General features: G+C 54.0%; 20 protein-coding genes and 1 tRNA gene. 9 read left to right on the forward strand and 12 right to left on the reverse strand.

Annotation, left to right across the window (positions count from 1 at the left end):
* Positions 1-26: 26 nt before the first annotated feature.
* Positions 27-545, reverse strand: coding sequence for a DUF2062 domain-containing protein (locus NP596_RS06530; RefSeq protein ID WP_256614480.1), 519 nt, complete (start codon positions 543-545; stop codon positions 27-29).
* A gap of 106 nt (positions 546-651) precedes the next feature.
* On the reverse strand, positions 652-1,941 hold the full coding sequence (locus NP596_RS06535; protein ID WP_256614482.1) for a PepSY-associated TM helix domain-containing protein: 1,290 nt from the start codon (positions 1,939-1,941) through the stop codon (positions 652-654).
* A 23-nt stretch (positions 1,942-1,964) separates the two neighbouring features.
* Between NP596_RS06535 and NP596_RS06540 the strand changes: the two genes are divergently transcribed.
* Genes NP596_RS06540 through NP596_RS06550 form a run of 3 tightly spaced genes read left to right on the forward strand, consistent with a single transcriptional unit; the run spans position 1,965 to position 4,820 of the window.
* The gene (locus NP596_RS06540; protein ID WP_256614483.1) at positions 1,965-2,093 is read left to right on the forward strand and encodes a hypothetical protein; all 129 of its coding nucleotides are present in this window, start codon (positions 1,965-1,967) and stop codon (positions 2,091-2,093) included.
* A complete protein-coding gene (locus NP596_RS06545; protein ID WP_256614484.1) occupies positions 2,068-2,496 on the forward strand; it encodes a hypothetical protein in 429 nt (142 codons plus the stop codon). Before NP596_RS06540 ends, NP596_RS06545 begins: the two co-directional genes overlap by 26 nt.
* A 2-nt stretch (positions 2,497-2,498) precedes the next feature.
* Positions 2,499-4,820 carry a DNA internalization-related competence protein ComEC/Rec2 gene (locus NP596_RS06550; protein WP_256614485.1) on the forward strand — a complete coding sequence of 774 codons (2,322 nt, stop codon included), beginning with the start codon at positions 2,499-2,501 and terminating at the stop codon, positions 4,818-4,820.
* Here the strand turns inward: NP596_RS06550 and NP596_RS06555 are convergent.
* The 6 genes from NP596_RS06555 to NP596_RS06580 form a co-directional block, all read right to left on the reverse strand.
* Positions 4,786-5,229: a roadblock/LC7 domain-containing protein gene (locus tag NP596_RS06555; RefSeq protein ID WP_256614486.1), complete on the reverse strand. Its 444-nt coding sequence runs from the start codon at positions 5,227-5,229 to the stop codon at positions 4,786-4,788. The genes NP596_RS06550 and NP596_RS06555 overlap by 35 nt on opposite strands.
* A 19-nt stretch (positions 5,230-5,248) precedes the next feature.
* Positions 5,249-5,659, reverse strand: a complete 411-nt coding sequence (locus tag NP596_RS06560; protein ID WP_256614487.1) for a roadblock/LC7 domain-containing protein — start codon at positions 5,657-5,659, stop codon at positions 5,249-5,251.
* 35 nt (positions 5,660-5,694) lie between these two features.
* On the reverse strand, positions 5,695-6,243 hold the full coding sequence (locus tag NP596_RS06565) for a V4R domain-containing protein (protein WP_256614488.1): 549 nt from the start codon (positions 6,241-6,243) through the stop codon (positions 5,695-5,697).
* A gap of 23 nt (positions 6,244-6,266) precedes the next feature.
* Positions 6,267-7,016: an OmpA family protein gene (locus NP596_RS06570; protein WP_256614489.1), complete on the reverse strand. Its 750-nt coding sequence runs from the start codon at positions 7,014-7,016 to the stop codon at positions 6,267-6,269.
* A 262-nt stretch (positions 7,017-7,278) separates the two neighbouring features.
* Positions 7,279-8,163 carry a fructosamine kinase family protein gene (locus tag NP596_RS06575; RefSeq protein ID WP_256614490.1) on the reverse strand — a complete coding sequence of 295 codons (885 nt, stop codon included), beginning with the start codon at positions 8,161-8,163 and terminating at the stop codon, positions 7,279-7,281.
* A 3-nt stretch (positions 8,164-8,166) separates the two neighbouring features.
* Positions 8,167-9,828: a glutamine--tRNA ligase/YqeY domain fusion protein gene (locus NP596_RS06580; protein ID WP_256614491.1), complete on the reverse strand. Its 1,662-nt coding sequence runs from the start codon at positions 9,826-9,828 to the stop codon at positions 8,167-8,169.
* A gap of 223 nt (positions 9,829-10,051) precedes the next feature.
* Here NP596_RS06580 and rpoH point away from each other — a divergent pair, with 223 nt between their 5' ends.
* The 4 genes from rpoH to NP596_RS06600 all read left to right on the forward strand — a co-directional run bounded on the left by rpoH (position 10,052) and on the right by NP596_RS06600 (position 12,532).
* Positions 10,052-10,906 (forward strand): RNA polymerase sigma factor RpoH, encoded by an 855-nt coding sequence (rpoH, locus tag NP596_RS06585; RefSeq protein WP_256614492.1) that lies wholly within the window; start codon positions 10,052-10,054, stop codon positions 10,904-10,906.
* A gap of 100 nt (positions 10,907-11,006) precedes the next feature.
* Positions 11,007-12,098, forward strand: a complete 1,092-nt coding sequence (gene ychF / locus NP596_RS06590) for a redox-regulated ATPase YchF (RefSeq protein ID WP_256614494.1) — start codon at positions 11,007-11,009, stop codon at positions 12,096-12,098.
* A gap of 47 nt (positions 12,099-12,145) precedes the next feature.
* Positions 12,146-12,223: transfer RNA gene (locus tag NP596_RS06595), tRNA-Met, on the forward strand.
* A 171-nt stretch (positions 12,224-12,394) separates the two neighbouring features.
* Positions 12,395-12,532, forward strand: coding sequence for a hypothetical protein (locus NP596_RS06600; protein ID WP_256614495.1), 138 nt, complete (start codon positions 12,395-12,397; stop codon positions 12,530-12,532).
* Here the strand turns inward: NP596_RS06600 and NP596_RS06605 are convergent.
* Positions 12,529-12,915: a hypothetical protein gene (locus tag NP596_RS06605; protein WP_256614496.1), complete on the reverse strand. Its 387-nt coding sequence runs from the start codon at positions 12,913-12,915 to the stop codon at positions 12,529-12,531. The genes NP596_RS06600 and NP596_RS06605 overlap by 4 nt on opposite strands.
* Positions 12,916-13,262: 347 nt before the next feature.
* Between NP596_RS06605 and NP596_RS06610 the strand changes: the two genes are divergently transcribed.
* Positions 13,263-13,559 carry a type II toxin-antitoxin system MqsR family toxin gene (locus NP596_RS06610; protein ID WP_256614497.1) on the forward strand — a complete coding sequence of 99 codons (297 nt, stop codon included), beginning with the start codon at positions 13,263-13,265 and terminating at the stop codon, positions 13,557-13,559.
* 2 nt (positions 13,560-13,561) lie between these two features.
* Positions 13,562-13,963 (forward strand): type II toxin-antitoxin system MqsA family antitoxin, encoded by a 402-nt coding sequence (locus tag NP596_RS06615; protein ID WP_256614499.1) that lies wholly within the window; start codon positions 13,562-13,564, stop codon positions 13,961-13,963.
* 429 nt (positions 13,964-14,392) lie between these two features.
* On the opposite strand, the gene NP596_RS06620 is transcribed toward NP596_RS06615, so the two are convergent.
* The 3 genes from NP596_RS06620 to NP596_RS06630 all read right to left on the reverse strand — a co-directional run.
* Positions 14,393-15,142: an HAD family hydrolase gene (locus NP596_RS06620; protein ID WP_256614500.1), complete on the reverse strand. Its 750-nt coding sequence runs from the start codon at positions 15,140-15,142 to the stop codon at positions 14,393-14,395.
* A gap of 88 nt (positions 15,143-15,230) precedes the next feature.
* Positions 15,231-15,446: a DUF2905 domain-containing protein gene (locus NP596_RS06625; protein WP_256614501.1), complete on the reverse strand. Its 216-nt coding sequence runs from the start codon at positions 15,444-15,446 to the stop codon at positions 15,231-15,233.
* Between the two features lie 21 nt (positions 15,447-15,467).
* On the reverse strand, positions 15,468-15,915 hold a 448-nt coding region (locus tag NP596_RS06630), incomplete at its 5' end, for an SPL family radical SAM protein (protein ID WP_371927910.1).

Raw genomic sequence — 15,915 nt, forward strand, 5'->3', positions numbered from 1 at the left:
GAAAAGCAATCAATAAATTGCCTATCTCAGCTTTTTTCTGCCCGGGCTTTTTTGCGCGCATGCCAGCGATGGGCCACATGCCAGCGCCAGAAAGCTTTCATGCCGAAATAACCCAGGCTCGAACAGGTAATGCCCAGTACCAGACAGCCGAACAAAAACGGTCCGCCTATGTCCGCCATGCTGGAAAATACGGTGTCCAACGAAAATTCGCCGTCGAAATGGGGTTTGTTCAAAAGCCGGATGCCGACCCGGTAAGCAAAATAGAATAACGGCGGCATGGTGATGGGGTTGGTGATCCATACCAGCGCCACCGAAATCGGCAGGTTGGCCCGCACGAACAAAGCGGCGGCGGCGGCCATGGCCATTTGCGTGGGGGAGGGCACCCAGGCAAAAAATAATCCTACCGCAAAAGCCAGCGACACGGAGTGCCGGTTTAAATGCCATAAATTGGGATCGTGCAATCTGTCGCCCAAAAAATGCAGGCTTTTGATGGATTTGATTTTTTCCGGGTCGGGTAAGTATTTTTTTATTATTTTTTTGGGCATTGCGCTACTCTGTTAGTCGAACTGTGCGCGGATTCTAACAGGTTTTAGGGCCGTGGGATTTTCAGCGCCGGAATATTTGCCGCCATGTCCCGCGTATGCCGGTTGGTCATTTTTTCGTTCGGTCGATACGCTCGGCCGCTTTGCGGATGGCAAGAATCACCAGCGGTTCCAGCGTTCGCATCAACCGGTTATGCAGGCGATATGAAAATGCGGCAAGCCGTTTGCCGGCCGTCCGGCCGAGTCCGGCGATATCGACGGGCCTGTCCCGGAGCAGTCCTTTACGGTATAGCCAGTGCGTTAGGCCGCTCAACCAGAGCGCCAGCGGGGTCAGGCCGGCAAAAAACCAGATTAAGCGCCCCCAGGCGCCGAACGCTTCGCCGGTGTGTAGCGGCCATTGCCAGGTGGTAAAAGTTTGGCCGGCACTGAATAAACTGGGGTTGTTGACGCTACGAATCTGGCCGCTCCAGCGATCCACCCAGACATTGGTGAACGGGTGGTGCTGGTTCAGTTCGCGGCGCTGGCGTAAATTGATGCGGTAAGTGCCCAGTTCGCCGGCCGGGGTGGTCACTCGGCGTACTTCGGAACTGGGAAACAGGCCGCGCGCCACCAAAACCGCTTCGCTCAGCGTAATCGGCCTGTCGTTCGGCTTGGAAGTGCTGCTGACATTGGGGCCTGTGTCGCCATGTCCCATGCCGGACGCCGCGGTCAGGTTCTCCAGCAGGGCCGGATAAGCCAGATGAAAACCGGTGAATGCCAGCAGCAGTAAAAAGCCGGCGCTCGCCAGCCCCAACAGGCGGTGGACATCGAGCAACAGCCGCATCAGGCCCGCATTGTGCCGCAGCGCAAAAGCCTGGGATAATCGCGCCGGACCGGGCCACCAAAGGTATAAGCCGCTCAAAACGGAAACCGTCAATAGCACTGCCAGTACCGTAACGGCCTGCCGCCCCGTGGCTTCCAGTTGCAAATGGGTATGGAGATCGAGCAGCCAGGTGGTGAAGGTTTGCCCCCAGAAGCGGCTGGCGATCACTTCGCCGGTATACGGGTTGACCGCCACCATCAAGGGGGCGTAATAGGCATCCACGCTTTCAGCGGGTTTTTCGAACCAGGCCGTAATCGTGCCGCTAGGCGTGCTCGGCATTTCCAGGGTCCAGGCGCCGTGTCGGTTGGGGTGGTGTTTGCGAAGCTGAGCCAACACCTTGTCCAGCGATACGGGTTGGCTTTGAGACGGAACGATCACCAGATCGGGGTTGAGCAAGGCGTCGATTTCCGCCCGGTAGATACTCAGGCTGCCTGTTAAGCCGATGAGCGCGAAAAAAAAACCGAAAAGCAAGGCTAAATAGAGATGGCAATTGAGCCAAACGGCCCGAGTCGGGCGAATGCGAAAACGTGGCGGCATGAAAATTTTTGGGATAAAAATAATTGAGAATCGAGCAAGTTTGTCCGGCCAGTTTACCGCGCAGGCAGCGCAACGACAAAACCCTGGCCCGTTTAGTGGTGCGATTCGAACTGATGCGGATATTTAATGAAACGCTACGCGAAACCATTTAAAAAGTCGGTTTCACGAAACGCATCCATGTGTTTCGCCCTGCGGGTGCTCCGCATGCAAATCGGCCATCCTGCCGATTTGTCGGCCCGACAGCCGAGTTTCTTTCTTTTGCACGGCCAAAAGAAAGAAACCAAAGAAAAGGCCGCCCCATACCGCGTTGATCCTGCGCTTCTCGTCTTTGGCAAGGGTTTTTCGAAGGGGCTTCCCAGTCCCCGCGAAAAACGCGCGGCCTCCCTGCCGCGCCCCTGGCGGGTTGTTCTCGCTAAAGGCTGCGATGCTCAGGGCAGTATCAAGGGAAATAAACCCCATGCCCTCGGCATTTTCCGCTTCGCGGATGTTTTTAAAGCGGATCAAAGGCCACATCGGTTTGAATTGCACCCCCCGTTTAGAACGGCAAAGGCGTAAGCGTGCATATTCTGACTTTTATAGCCGGTATTGCCTGGGTACAGCAATGGGCCCGGTTGCCCAATGCCGTGGAATGGGGGCTTTTGCTCGGCTTGGCGGCATTGCTGGCCTGCCGGCGCTATTGGTATCTTTGTCTGTTCGTCGTCGGCGCGATGTGGGCCGGCGCTTATGCCGGTTGGCGTTTAACGGACAGGTTGGCGGACGCATTGGCCGGCAAGGATACGATAGTGCAAGGTTACATCGCCAGTATACCCAAGCCGGTAGATGGCCGGGTCGGTTTCGATTTTAAGGTGACCCGCGCCGGCCCCGGCGTGCCGGGCAAATTGCGCCTGAACTGGTACTACCCGCCACGGCTGGTGAAAGCCGGGCAAGCCTGGGAACTGACGGTCAGGTTACAACGGCCGCATGGCCGCGGTAATCCGGGAGGTTTCGATTACGAAGCCTGGTTGTTCGCCAATCATATCGGCGCCACCGGCTATGTGCGCTCGAAATCCGAAGCGAGGCGGATTAATCCGCCATTTTCCATTACTCGCTATCTTGCCCTGTGCCGGCAGGCGATTTCCGACCGCCTGGATAGCGAGTTACCCGGAAGCGAACAACTGGGCGTTATTAAAGCGCTGGCTATCGGCAGCCAGGATTCGGTCAGCCAACGGCAATGGGAGGTCTTTAGGCTGACTGGGATTGTGCATTTGATGGTGATTTCCGGCGCGCATATCAGTTTGGTGGCGGGCGGGGTATTTTTCATGGCCCGGCGAGTATGGATTCGCCTGGGCTGCTTGGCCGTGTCCCCGCATGAGCTGGCGGCGGTGCTTGCCTGGCTGGCGGCCTTGTTTTACGCGGCATTGGCCGGATTCTCCGTGCCCGCCCAACGGGCGGTTATTATGCTGACGGTCGGGTTGTGGGCGTTGGTCCGGCAGCGCAATACGGCGGTCATGCAAGGCTTGCTGATAGCGTTGTTGCTGGTGGTGTTGTTCGACCCGCTGGCGCTGCTGTCGGTAGGCTTTTGGCTGTCTTTCGGCGCGGTTGCCGTGTTGTTGTATGTGTCTTCCGGTAGGCTGGGCCGGGCGGGATACTGGCGGCAGGCCGGCAAATTGCATTGGACGATGGCGGTTGGCCTGTCGCCGCTGTTATTGGTGTTTTTCCAGCAAATATCGTTGGTTGCGCCGTTGGCGAATAGCGTGGCCGTGCCGATCGTCGGTCTGCTGGTGACGCCTTTGTCCTTGGCCGCGGCGGGCACGGTCTTTTGGTGGCCGGATTTAGCGTATTGGCTGTTGTGGCTGGCCGAACATATATTGCAAGGCTTGTGGCGGATATTGCTGCACATGTCGACATGGCCGTATGCCGCCCTGTCTACCGCCGCGCCGCCCTGGTACGGCGTGCTGTTCGGCATTTTGGCCGTCCTGCTGTTGCTGGCGCCCAAAGGCATGCCCGGCCGGTATTTGAGCCCATTTTTGTTGTTGCCGCTATTTTTTGCACGGATCGACAAGCCGCCCCATGGCGAGATCTGGTTTACCTTGCTGGATGTGGGACAGGGTTTGGCGGCGGTGGTGCAAACCGAGCGGCATGCCTTGGTGTTCGATACCGGCGCTAAATTCAGCCAACAAGCGGACATGGGGGAGTCGGTGGTCGTGCCGTTTTTGCGCCACCGGGGCATTGCCAAACTGGACGGCTTGGTGGTTAGCCATGGCGATAACGACCACAGCGGCGGGGCGGCCTCGGTGTTGTCCGAAATCCCCGTGTCGGCGATTTACAGCAGTGTGCCGGACTGGGCGGAGCGGGCCGGTGGCTCATATTGCCAAGCCGGGCAGCATTGGCATTGGGATGGGGTCGATTTCAAGATGCTGTCGCCCGGAACGGAGCCCTTTAAGGCCGAAAACGACAATTCCTGCGTGTTGCAAATCAGCACTGCAAGGCAGCGCTTGCTGTTGACGGGGGATATACAACAAAGCGCCGAGAACTGGTTGGTGGCACGCTATGGCGATGCCTTGGCCAGTTCGGTGCTGGTGGCGCCGCACCATGGCAGCAAAACCTCCTCGAGTAGCGGATTTTTACGGCAAGTACGGCCGGCCTTGGTATTGATACCGGCCGGTTACAAGAATCGTTTCGGTTTTCCGCATGCCGCCGTACTGCGGCGTTACGAGGCCCTGCGCATCAAAAGCCAGGGCACCGCGGAAGCCGGGGCGATCAGCTTAAAAACCGCTGGCGCGATTATGGATGTGGAACTGGCGCGTCAACGTTTGCGGAAATATTGGATGGACGGCGGGCGGCCCGGTACGATAAGCGCCGGTGTCAATGGGGCCGATTCAACGCCAAGGCCAGATTAATCTGTTTAGGGCTGGAAATACATAACATTAACGGCCCGATGCTCAGCATGGCCACCTTGTTTTTGGCTCCGACGATAACGATTTGCTCGAGTTCGCCCAAGCCGAGCAGGGCGGCGCCTTGTTGCGCCGCGCGCGCGCTTTCCTGCAGCGTGGCGCCGAAGGCATCGATAGCGGCCGGATGCGCGGATTGAGCCAATATCAAGCCGTCGTGATAGGCCGCGCAGGCGGAAATACCCTTAATCTTGCCGATTTTGTCCACCAAAACCTGTACAGCATCGATAAATTCGGCGCGCTTTAAACGCATTTTTTCGCTGACGTTGACAATATTGGACGCGGTTTGCTGTTGCGACAGCGCATATTCTTCGGCCAGACGCTGTAACTCCGCCATTTGTGCTTGAAACCAAGGCATGGGAAATTGGCAGGCTGGGTTAATGGGTAAGGTAATGGCTAAATAATTTTTTCAACACCGGAATGGTTTCCTTTAATTCGAAACGCACCCGGCCCAGTAAGGCATCGCGTTGGGTGACCAGGGCCAGCATAAAGCCCGCTTCGACAGGGGTGGATAAAATAAAACCTTCGGCGTTTTCGCAAATCACCATATTGGTGGCATGGTGGCCAACGTGTTGGGCTGCCCGGGCGGCGGCGCCGAACACCACCTGTACCGAGGCGCCGATCGCGTCGGTGTTGATTTCGGAATCGCGTTGAATATGGGTGACGAAGCCGTCGTTATCGACAATGGCCGCGGCGCTGACGCCTTGTATGCCCATCAGATTGCGCAAAATGGCATCTATTTCGCCGGATTGCGATTTTCGGGTGTCAAGCGGGTGAATATTGCTCATGGCGTTCTCCTGGATGCGTTTTTTATCATGAATGCTTATATTAAGTCGACCCGAATCAAGCAGGTCTTATCACCAAGCGCATTGCATTTGGTTTCCGTGGCTTTTACATTGCGGTTAAAAAACGTTTTGACGATGCCGCCCACCATGCCGGCTTCGAAATGGCAAATCGGCGCCGAGACATTATGAATGCCGGCGCAAGAGACGCATTCATCGACCCGCAGTTCCAACACGCCCGCATTCAAGTCCACTCTATCGGGCACCACCAAGCCGATGCTGAGCTGGCGGCACAGCAGTTTTATTTTTCCGACGTAGGTTTCCAAATCCTTGTCGATGTTGGCTGCCGCCAGTTGCCCCATCGCCAGGCCCAGGCTTTGGCCGGAGTGATAAACCAGCGATGGCGCGCCCTGGCCCAATATATCCTCGACATTCGAGCCCAAGGCTACCATGCGCAAGGCTTGAAACAGCCGAATCGGGATCATGGGCCCCAGGTCGCGGCGGTTTTCGATGTCGAATTCGCCGGAAATGATGCCGTCCAGAATTTGTTGCTGGGCAATTTGATAATCGGTTTTTTGAATTTGTGGCATGGCTTTTATCCTATGAAGTTCGGTTAATGTGCCTGGCAAATTAATTCAACCCGGCGATTTTGCGCCTGTCCGGCGGGTGTGTCGTTTGTCGCGGCCGGCCGCTCCATGCCCTCGGAGACTGCGGCGATTCGGTGGGCCGGAATGCCGTTGGCCGCTAATAGTTTTTTTACGCTATTCGCTCTTGCCAGGCCTAAGTGTCTGTTACCGGCGGCAGAGCCTAAATTACAGGTATGCCCCGTCAGTTTGATCAGGTTGGGGCAGCTTTTGGCGGCGTCTATCAATTCGTCCCTTGTGGATTTGCCGAGCAGGGTCAGTCGGTTCGAATCCAATTTGAATCGCACGGTAAACAAAACCCCGGATGGCGTTACGGCTGGAACTTCGATTTTTGGGGACGCGGTGGCGGGGTCGAGGTTGGCCGCTTGTTGTTCAGGGTGGGGCTCTGTGGAGACAATGGCGTCTTGATGATCGGGGGACGAATCCGTTTGAGGGGTACCGGTATCCTGTTGCGGATTTTTCGAAGCCGAGTCGCTAGTTTCCTGAATCGGGCTGGGTTTGGATGCAAGGGAGGTAACGGTACTGTCGGTTTGTATGGGTAACGATTGCGGCGATGCGGTTTTGTTCTGGTTGCGAAGCAAGAAGGCGCCGAGCAGAGCGGCAGCGATCAACGCATACAACCAGGATGATCGATACCCTTTGGGCTTGGCTTCGGTTATGTCGGGAAGTTGCAGAATTCCGTCCAGGCCGTCGTAATCAACAGAACGCTGTCTTTTCATGCGGTCCACTACCCTTTGAAATCAGTTTGTCAAAGTATAGTCCTTATTGAAAAAGCGATAAACCTCGCATTTTTGGAAAGTTTTTTGCCGAAAGCCGCCGTGCGCGGATTTTAAAGCGGTTTAGGATATGGTTGGAAATGACTTACCGAAATATTTTTCCTTCGGAGCGGCTTTAGCCGCGATGAGAGCCTTAATCGGGGCTAAAGCGCCTCCTATCGGTAACAATCCCGGAGAATACGGGGCTGTTATTTTGACGAAACCCTTATTTCAATTCCGACAATAGCTGTTCGATCATGCCATTGGCTTGGCCGAGATAGCCGCCGCCGAACAAATTCAGGTGGTTGAGGATGTGGTAGAGGTTGTAAAGCGTCTTGCGGGTTTTGTAGTCCGTATCCAGCGGGTACTCCGCTTGATACGCGCTGTAAAAATTCGGGCCGAAGCCGCCGAACAGCTCCGTCATGGCAATGTCGGTTTCTCGGTCGCCGTAATAACAGGCCGGGTCGAACATGATGGGATTGCCTTGGCCGTCGCTGGCGGCATTGCCGCCCCACAGGTCGCCGTGCAGCAGCGACGGGTGAGGGCGATGGCGGCTAAAAAAAGCCGGGATATTTTCCAGCAGCTTCAGGCCCTTGGTTTGTAGCGAACCCGTAAAACCGTTTTCGGCGGCAAACTGCAATTGTTTGCCCAAGCGTTGCTGTTGCCAGAAACCGGGCCAGTCGTTATGGCGGTCATTATGCTGCGGGGTCGAGCCTATGGTGTTGTCGATATGCCAGCCGAAAAACGCCCGCGGTTGCCGGTGCAGGCGAGCCAATTGCTCGCCGAATCGGCCGGCGCTGTCGCCGCGCAGGGCATCCAGCGCTTCGTATTCCAGCAGCAAATAGGCTTGATGATCATGCTCGCCGACTGACACCACCTTGGGTACCTTGACTTGTTGCTGAGCGTCTATCTCGCGCAATCCGGCGGCTTCGGCGGCAAACATGCCCGACAAGCCGGCGCGGTTGAGTTTGACGAACCAATCGGTGTTGTTCGCTTGCAAGCGGAAGGCGGCATTGATGTCGCCGCCGCCGACCCGGGTCAGGCGGTGGTTGCCAAGGTCTCGGCCGGTCACTTGCCGCAGATGTTGGATCAGACTGGCGTTAACCTGCATGGCTTATTTGCCCCAACTGTCCCGCAGTGTGACGGTACGGTTGAAAACCAGTTTGCCGGGTTGGCTGTCGACGGCGTCCAAGCAAAAATAGCCGGTGCGCTCGAACTGATAGCGAATGTCCGGCGCGGTTTCCGCCAGGCTGGCTTCGACCCGGGCATCGGGCAGCACTTGCAGCGAATCGGGGTTGATGCCGTCGAGGAAGTTGTCCAACGTGTCGGGGTTGGGGTGGCTGAACAGTCTGTCGTAGAGGCGGATTTCGGCTGGCAATGCGTGTTGTTCGGACACCCAGTGAATCACGCCCTTGACCTTACGGCCTTCCGGGTTCTTGCCCAGCGTGGCCGGATCGTAACTGCAGCGCAACTCGATGACGTTGCCGGCATCGTCTTTGATGACTTCCGCGCATTTGATCACGTAGGAACCGCGCAAGCGTACCTCGCCGCCCGGCACCAGGCGTTTGAAGTCTTTCGGCGGGTTTTCCATGAAGTCGTCCTGTTCAATCAGAATGACCTTGCCGAACGGTACTTCGCGGCTGCCCATCTCCGGTTTTTGCGGGTGGTTGGCGATCTGATAGGTTTCGATTTTGCCGTCTTCCCAGTTTTCAATCACCACCCGTAGCGGCCGCAATACCGCCATGGCGCGGCTGGCGCTTTCGTTGAGATCTTCGCGGATGCAGTTTTCCAATACCGTCATTTCGATCCAGGAGTTCTTTTTGGTGACGCCGATACGTTCGCAAAAATCCCGAATCGCTTCCGGCGGCACGCCGGCGCGGCGCAGGCCGGAGATGGTCGGCATGCGCGGGTCGTCCCAGCCGTTCACATGCTTTTCGGTAACCAGTTGCAGCAGTTTGCGCTTGCTGACGATGGTGTATTCCAGTTGCAGGCGGGCGAATTCGATTTGCTGCGGGTGGCAGGGCGTTTTCAGCTCGTCCAACACCCAGTCGTACAGCGGGCGGTGGTCTTCGAACTCCAGCGTGCAGATCGAGTGGGTGATGCCTTCCAGCATGTCCGATAGGCAGTGGGTGTAGTCGTACATCGGGTAAATGCACCAGGCGTCGCCGGTACGGTGGTGGTGGGCGCGGCGGATGCGGTAAATCGCCGGGTCGCGCAGGTTGATGTTAGGCGATGCCATGTCGATCTTGGCGCGCAGCACGTATTGGCCGTCGGCGAATTCGCCGGCGCGCATGCGTTGGAACAGGTCCAGGTTTTCTTCGACGGTGCGATTGCGGTCAGGGCTCTCCTTACCGGCTTCGGTCAGGGTGCCGCGGTCCAAGCGCATTTGTTCGGCGGTCGAACTATCGACGTAGGCTTGGCCTTGCTTGATCAATTGCACCGCATAGTCGTACAGGGTTTTGAAATAGTCGGAAGCATGGTATTTGCCTGCCCATTGAAAGCCCAGCCAGGCTACGTCGCGTTCGATCGACTCCATATATTCGATACTTTCCTTTTCCGGATTGGTGTCGTCGAAGCGTAGGTTGCAGGTGCCGTTGTTTTCGGCGGCCAGGGTAAAATTCAGGCAAATGGACTTAGCGTGGCCGATGTGCAAATAACCGTTGGGTTCGGGCGGAAAGCGGGTGGCGACCTTGCCTTGGTTTTTATTGGCCGCCAGATCTTCGGCAATAATGTGGCGTATGAAATTGGATTGAACGATGCTTTCGTTGCTGGACATTTTGAATTTTATTATGAGGGTGGTAAGGCGCGAGTACGGTTCGCTGTTGCGGCATTTTACGAGTTTGGCTTTAGGTCGTAAAGCGATGGTCCGGCCGGACGAGAGGGGACGGTTAAGCCGCTAATCGAATGGGATGAGCTGCGCAAAAAAAATTAGCAAATTGTTAGCACTCCTCTATGGGGAGTGCTAGAATCGCTGCAACGTTATTTAAGAGAGGTTGGATATGAATAATATGTTGGCTTTGCCGATCAATTTGTCGGTCGGGACTTTTGACAGTTATTTGAGTCTGGTTGCTCGCATGCCCAAATTGTCCGCCGAGCAGGAATACGACTTGGCTGTGCGTTATCGCGACGAAGGCGATATCGAAGCCGCGCGCGAACTGGTCATGGCTAACCTCCGCTTTGTGGCGCATGTGGCGCGAGGTTACGCGGGTTACGGGTTGCCGTTGGCCGATATCGTCCAAGAAGGCAACATCGGTTTGATGAAGGCGGTAAAACGCTTTGATCCCGACATGGGCGTGCGTTTGGTGTCTTTTGCGGTGCATTGGATCAAGGCCGAAATTCACGAATTCGTCATCAAAAACTGGCGTATTGTTAAAGTCGCAACCACCAAAGCGCAACGGAAACTGTTTTTCAATTTGCGCAAACTGAAAAAAGATTTGAGTTATTTGTCGCCGGACGAGGCCGAAGTTATCGCCGAAAATCTGGATGTCGATGTGAAAACCGTTTTTGAAATGGAACGGCGGCTGGATAGCCATGATGTCAGCTTGGAGCCCAGTATGGATGAAAGCGACGACAATAGCATTGCGCCTATTACCTATCTGGAACAGCAAAATGCCGATCCAGCATTATTGTTGGAAAATAGCGATTGGCAAGATCGTAAAGAAGACTTGCTGATGAACGCCATGTCCGAACTCGACGACAGAAGCCGCGATATTTTAGCGAGCCGCTGGCTGGCCGAAGAAAAAGCCACCCTGCATGAATTGGCGGATCGCTACCAGGTTTCCGCGGAGCGTATCCGGCAGTTGGAACAAAATGCCATGAAAAAACTTAAGGCCGCGGTTGTTTTGGCGGCGTAACTTTGAACGGGTAGACATTTTCCGCTGCCCTTGTATAATCCCGCCCCATTTTGTACCCGGTTTTACCCGGGCCCGGCATTTATTACTTTAAGAAACTATCATGGCACTACACTGCGGAATCGTTGGCTTGCCTAACGTGGGCAAATCGACTTTATTCAACGCTTTGACCAAAGCCACCATCGCGGCGGAAAACTACCCCTTTTGCACTATCGACCCCAATGTGGGAGTGGTACCGGTGCCCGATCCCAGGATGGACAAACTGGCGGAAATCGTCAAGCCGGAACGCATCCTGCCCACCACTATCGAGTTTGTCGACATTGCCGGATTGGTGGCGGGTGCATCTAAGGGCGAGGGATTGGGCAATCAATTCCTCGGCAATATACGCGAGACGGATGCCGTCGTGCATGTGGTGCGCTGCTTTGAAGACGACAACGTGATACACGTGGCCGGCAAGGTCGATCCCGTCAGCGATATTGAAGTGATCAACACCGAATTGGCGCTGGCCGATATGGGGTCGGTGGAAAGGGCCTTGCAAAAAACCTCAAAGGCGGCCAAGTCCGGCAATAAGGACGAAGTCGCTAGAAAGCAGGTTCTGGAACGCGTACTGGAGCATTTGAACGTTGGCGAACCGGTTAGAACCTTGGGTTTGTCCGAGGATGAAGTCAAATTGATCAAAGAACTTTGCCTGATCACCTTGAAGCCGACTTTGTACGTTGCAAATGTACAAGATGACGGTTTTGATAATAATCCGATGTTGGACAAAGTGCGGGCCTTTGCGGAAAAGGAGGGCTCCAAGGTCGTGGCCGTATGCGCGGCAATTGAAGCTGAAATAGTCCAACTCGATGAAGCCGAGAAACAGGAATTTTTGGACGATCTGGGCTTGGATGAACCGGGCTTGAACCGGGTGGTCAGGGCGGGTTACGAATTATTGAATCTGTCGACCTACTTTACGGCCGGCGTCAAGGAAGTGAGGGCTTGGACCATTCCCGTCAATGCCACGGCTCCGCAGGCGGCCGGCGTGATTCATACCGATTTCGAAAAAGGGTTCATTCGGGCGGAAGTTATTGCTTACGAAGACTTTGTTGCTTACAAAGGCGAACAAGGGGCCAAGGATGCCGGTAAATGGCGGTTGGAAGGCAAGGAATACAAGGTTCAAGACGGCGATGTAATGCATTTTAGGTTTAATGTTTGACATCCTCGGTGTAGGTTTTTATAATAGCGGCTCTTAAATAGTTTCATGGCGATATAGCTCAATCCGGTTAGAGCGCGGGATTCATAACCCCGAGGTTCCAGGTTCGATCCCCGGTATCGCCACCATAAGAATCAAGGGCTTGCGTTAATTCGCTAGTCCTTTTTTTATGCCTGCGGGACACTTCGAAATAAAAAACCACAACAAACCGCAAAACAAAAGGCCGTTTTTCTATCCTTTAACGCGCCGACCTCGCACCAGCTAAAACTGCTATTCTTGATGTTTGCCAGCGTTATTCCGTGGATGTAGCAGCAATTAAAGCCTTGGCGGGTTGTCCGGTTGAGAGTGTGAATCAAGCAGAATTGCCGGACGAGGATAACAAATTAGTTCTGCAATATGTTGAAGTTTTTACGGCTTTATTGGTGGGATTTGGTTAGTTTGTGCTGAGGATTTGGTTTTTTTGTCGCCGGATTGATAAGGCACCAAAAGCCATTAGGCTTGTGGCGAAAAACCAAATACTTGCAGGGATTGGTGCGGCTGCAACGTCGCCGTCACGGACTGCCCAAGCATATAATTTGTTTGCATTTGCGACGCCGTGTGTTTGCTCTCCCGTAGCTAAGCTGAATACCCAGATATCATTAGGTGCGACGTATTGCCGATTATCAGGCGTCCGTTGGGCATACATTTGTGCGTACCAGTAGGCTCCACCAAGGTTATCAAACGGTCCCGAATAGTTCAGGCAAAAATTTGGTCCGGAACAACTTATTGAGTTGCCAGAGGTGCCCACTAAACCGTTATTGCCAAGATTGATGTAGAACATATAGGAAAGTTCGGAATTTGGGCTCGTAATGTTAAAACCTAAATCACTGCTACCGTCATATCTATAGTTATAATTTAACGAAATGTTGTTAACAGGACTTAGGTTAGGTTTTCAGCCAAGTAACATCCAGCACGTCGTCATAAATCAAACCATTTCCCCGGTGCTAATGCCTAATCCCACGACGACGGATAAGACTGCTAAAACACGATTGGTTTGCGTGAACATTACAAATCCCTTTACATGGCTAATAAAGGACAAATCATGCCATAAATCCATAACAAACGGCAAAACAAAGCGGCTAAGCATTAGTGTTGTTTGAACTAACCAACTAGGTTAATATCTGACTCATGGAAAAACAGACACCCCATTGCAAGCTGTCAGTCATCAAAACCTTGATTACCGATGGCAAGGTCAGGACGACCAAGAGTGCACGAGAAGGAGCGGCGGCTTTGGGATTTGATTTTGATGGCATGTTGGCGGTAATCCAGGGTTTAACACCAACTGATTTTTACAAGAGCATGACCACCCACGCCGACCACAAGGTTTGGCAGGATGTTTACCGGCCCAAAACCTTGGCTGGCAATGTTTATCTGAAATTGACCGTCGTTGATGATGTGCTGGTTGTTTCGTTTAAGGAGTTGTAATTATGAAATGTCCGTCTTGCGGCGGTGCCGAGCTGGTGAAAGATACCCGAGACATGCCCTACACCTACAAAGGCGAGTCTACGATTATTCCTGATGTAACCAGTGAGTTTTGTCCGGCCTGCGATGAAGTGATTACCGATGCGGAAGAATCCAAACGCACTATGTCGTTGATGCTGGAATTCAACAAACAGGTTAATGCGTCAATCGTCGACCCCAGCTTTATCGCCAGCGTCCGCAAAAAGCTGGCGCTTGACCAAAAAGAGGCGTCGGAGATTTTCGGCGGCGGTATCAATGCTTTTTCCCGCTACGAGAACGGCAAAACCAAGCCGCCGTTGGCGCTGGTCAAATTACTTAAAGTGTTGGACCGTCACCCGGATTTGCTGGATGAGATTCGAGCGGCGTAAGCAAAAATAAACAATGATTAATTATTGATTTAAAGATGGCACTTAGGCCGGGTAGCACCGGCTTTTTTGTGTTTGTCTCATGGGACACTAGCGGGACACTTACAGATAAATAAAGGCAGCAAACAACAACAAGCGGCAAACAAAGAAACAGGCTAACGGATTGAATTAATTGTTATTGTTTGTTGTGTTGTTTTGTAAGTTATTGATTTCAAGGCATTCATAACCCCGAGGTTCCAGGTTCGATCCCCGGTATCGCCACCATAAGAATCAAGGGCTTGCGTTAATTCGCTAGTCCTTTTTTTATGCCTGCGGACACTCCGTGGGTACATTCAACTAAACCCCAAGCACGGCTGGATGCGTATTTCAATAAAACGAAATACGTCCGCTATTCCGGCAAAACCTTCCAAACCAGACAGACGTAGCGCCGGTTCAATTTAAAAAACCTTCCAGATTCAAGCCGACAATATCCCGCTGGGCGGCAACCTCCGCCTTGTCTTCGCGCGTGTTGTAGCCCCATAACGCAAACAATAATTTTACCGGCTTCAGGCCGGGTTGTTGTTGCACGCTTTTTAAAGCCGGCAGGCGGTCTTCCAGAAAATGCATGTTTTGCCCGGTATGTTGCGCTAACAGGCCGGTCAATACTGCCGGTTTGCTCATATTCCGGTCCAAGCCGAAAATGCGTTCGTCCGCCAGTTTAATGTCGTTGGCCCGCAAAATTTTACTGACAAAGCGCTCTTGTTTGGTGGTGACGATATACCAGCTATCGGCCTCGAGTGCGTGCAACTTTTTCGCAACCCCCGGAAACAAGGGATTCATCGCTATCCATTCGTCGCGGTTTTCGGCAATCCATTGGTCGCGGGTATCGCCGAATAGCAGTTTCAAATCGTCCGTACTGACTTGGGCCTGCTGTAATAGTGTCTGGGTTCTGTCGGTGTAGCCGTTGTAAATATCGCCGATAGTGTCGCCTTGTTGCAGCATGCGCATCGCCAGTATCGCCTCGTAACCGGTTTCTATGATAGGGCGAATGCGGCGGAAACTGTCGATTAATGTCTCCGGCATGGCGGTTTGCATGTCCGGCCAAATCCGGCCGGCGGCTTTCCAGCCGGTAATGGCGGTTTCTACGGCACTGTCGCAAATGACGCCGTCGAAATCGAAGGCATGAATGATGGGATTGCTCATGAATATAATTAATCGGTCTTGGAGAAGGCGAAAACGGACGGTTATTGTAGCCGATGGTGGCCGGCAATTGACCTTAAAGATTGAGAACTTATTTCCGGAACCACAAATTAGCGATGATCGTCAGCAGCAAACTGATGACGATCATCGACGTGATGGGGATGAAAATCCGGCTATTGGCATTTTCGATGTCGATGTCGCCGGGCAATTTGCCGAACCAGTTCATTATCCAAGACGCATATTTCAGCACTAGTCCCAGTGCGGCTATCGCCAAGCCAGCGGTTATCAGTAATTTTCCCGCATCCATAAGCTTCTTCCCCTAATCGCATTAATCGAAAAAATCGAAACTCATTTGGCCGCCGGTCTCGGGCTTGCGAAACAAGTCGCTACGCAAGGGCGGCAAGCCTCCGTTCAGGCCCAATTTGCGGCAAATCAAGCGGAAACGTTGCGCAAGTAGATCGGCATAGACGCCGCTGCCGCTTTGCCGTCGGTGAAACGCCGCATCGTAAGCCTTGCCGCCCCGGCTGTCGCGGATGCGCTGCATCACGTGTTCGGCTTTCAGCGGAAAATGTCGGTGCAGCCATTCCTCGAATAAGTCCGCCACTTCCAGCGGCAGGCGCAGCAAAATGTATCCGGCGCTCAGCGCGCCGGCGGCATGAGCCGCCGAGACGATGGCTTCCAGCTCCGGGTCGGTCAATACAGGGATCAGCGGGGCCACCATCACCCCCGTCGGCACACCGGCCGCGCGTAAATGGGCCAGGGTTTCCAGGCGCCGT

This window comes from Methylomonas rivi (genome assembly GCF_024505165.1).
In the GTDB taxonomy this organism is placed as follows: domain Bacteria; phylum Pseudomonadota; class Gammaproteobacteria; order Methylococcales; family Methylomonadaceae; genus Methylomonas; species Methylomonas rivi.

What these genes read in the sequence shown, in the direction of transcription:
- NP596_RS06555 (WP_256614486.1), bottom strand. Translation starts at nt 5,229, where the DNA reads ATGCCTTGGTTTCAAGCACAAATGGCGGAGTTACAGCGTCTGGCCGAA.
- NP596_RS06570 (WP_256614489.1), bottom strand. Translation starts at nt 7,016, where the DNA reads ATGAAAAGACAGCGTTCTGTTGATTACGACGGCCTGGACGGAATTCTG.
- NP596_RS06560 (WP_256614487.1), bottom strand. Translation starts at nt 5,659, where the DNA reads ATGAGCAATATTCACCCGCTTGACACCCGAAAATCGCAATCCGGCGAA.
- NP596_RS06625 (WP_256614501.1), bottom strand. Translation starts at nt 15,446, where the DNA reads ATGGATGCGGGAAAATTACTGATAACCGCTGGCTTGGCGATAGCCGCA.
- NP596_RS06530 (WP_256614480.1), bottom strand. Translation starts at nt 545, where the DNA reads ATGCCCAAAAAAATAATAAAAAAATACTTACCCGACCCGGAAAAAATC.
- rpoH (WP_256614492.1), top strand. Translation starts at nt 10,052, where the DNA reads ATGAATAATATGTTGGCTTTGCCGATCAATTTGTCGGTCGGGACTTTT.
- NP596_RS06610 (WP_256614497.1), top strand. Translation starts at nt 13,263, where the DNA reads ATGGAAAAACAGACACCCCATTGCAAGCTGTCAGTCATCAAAACCTTG.
- NP596_RS06575 (WP_256614490.1), bottom strand. Translation starts at nt 8,163, where the DNA reads ATGCAGGTTAACGCCAGTCTGATCCAACATCTGCGGCAAGTGACCGGC.
- NP596_RS06565 (WP_256614488.1), bottom strand. Translation starts at nt 6,243, where the DNA reads ATGCCACAAATTCAAAAAACCGATTATCAAATTGCCCAGCAACAAATT.
- NP596_RS06615 (WP_256614499.1), top strand. Translation starts at nt 13,562, where the DNA reads ATGAAATGTCCGTCTTGCGGCGGTGCCGAGCTGGTGAAAGATACCCGA.
- ychF (WP_256614494.1), top strand. Translation starts at nt 11,007, where the DNA reads ATGGCACTACACTGCGGAATCGTTGGCTTGCCTAACGTGGGCAAATCG.
- NP596_RS06535 (WP_256614482.1), bottom strand. Translation starts at nt 1,941, where the DNA reads ATGCCGCCACGTTTTCGCATTCGCCCGACTCGGGCCGTTTGGCTCAAT.
- NP596_RS06605 (WP_256614496.1), bottom strand. Translation starts at nt 12,915, where the DNA reads ATGTTCTACATCAATCTTGGCAATAACGGTTTAGTGGGCACCTCTGGC.
- NP596_RS06620 (WP_256614500.1), bottom strand. Translation starts at nt 15,142, where the DNA reads ATGAGCAATCCCATCATTCATGCCTTCGATTTCGACGGCGTCATTTGC.
- NP596_RS06545 (WP_256614484.1), top strand. Translation starts at nt 2,068, where the DNA reads ATGAAACGCTACGCGAAACCATTTAAAAAGTCGGTTTCACGAAACGCA.
- NP596_RS06580 (WP_256614491.1), bottom strand. Translation starts at nt 9,828, where the DNA reads ATGTCCAGCAACGAAAGCATCGTTCAATCCAATTTCATACGCCACATT.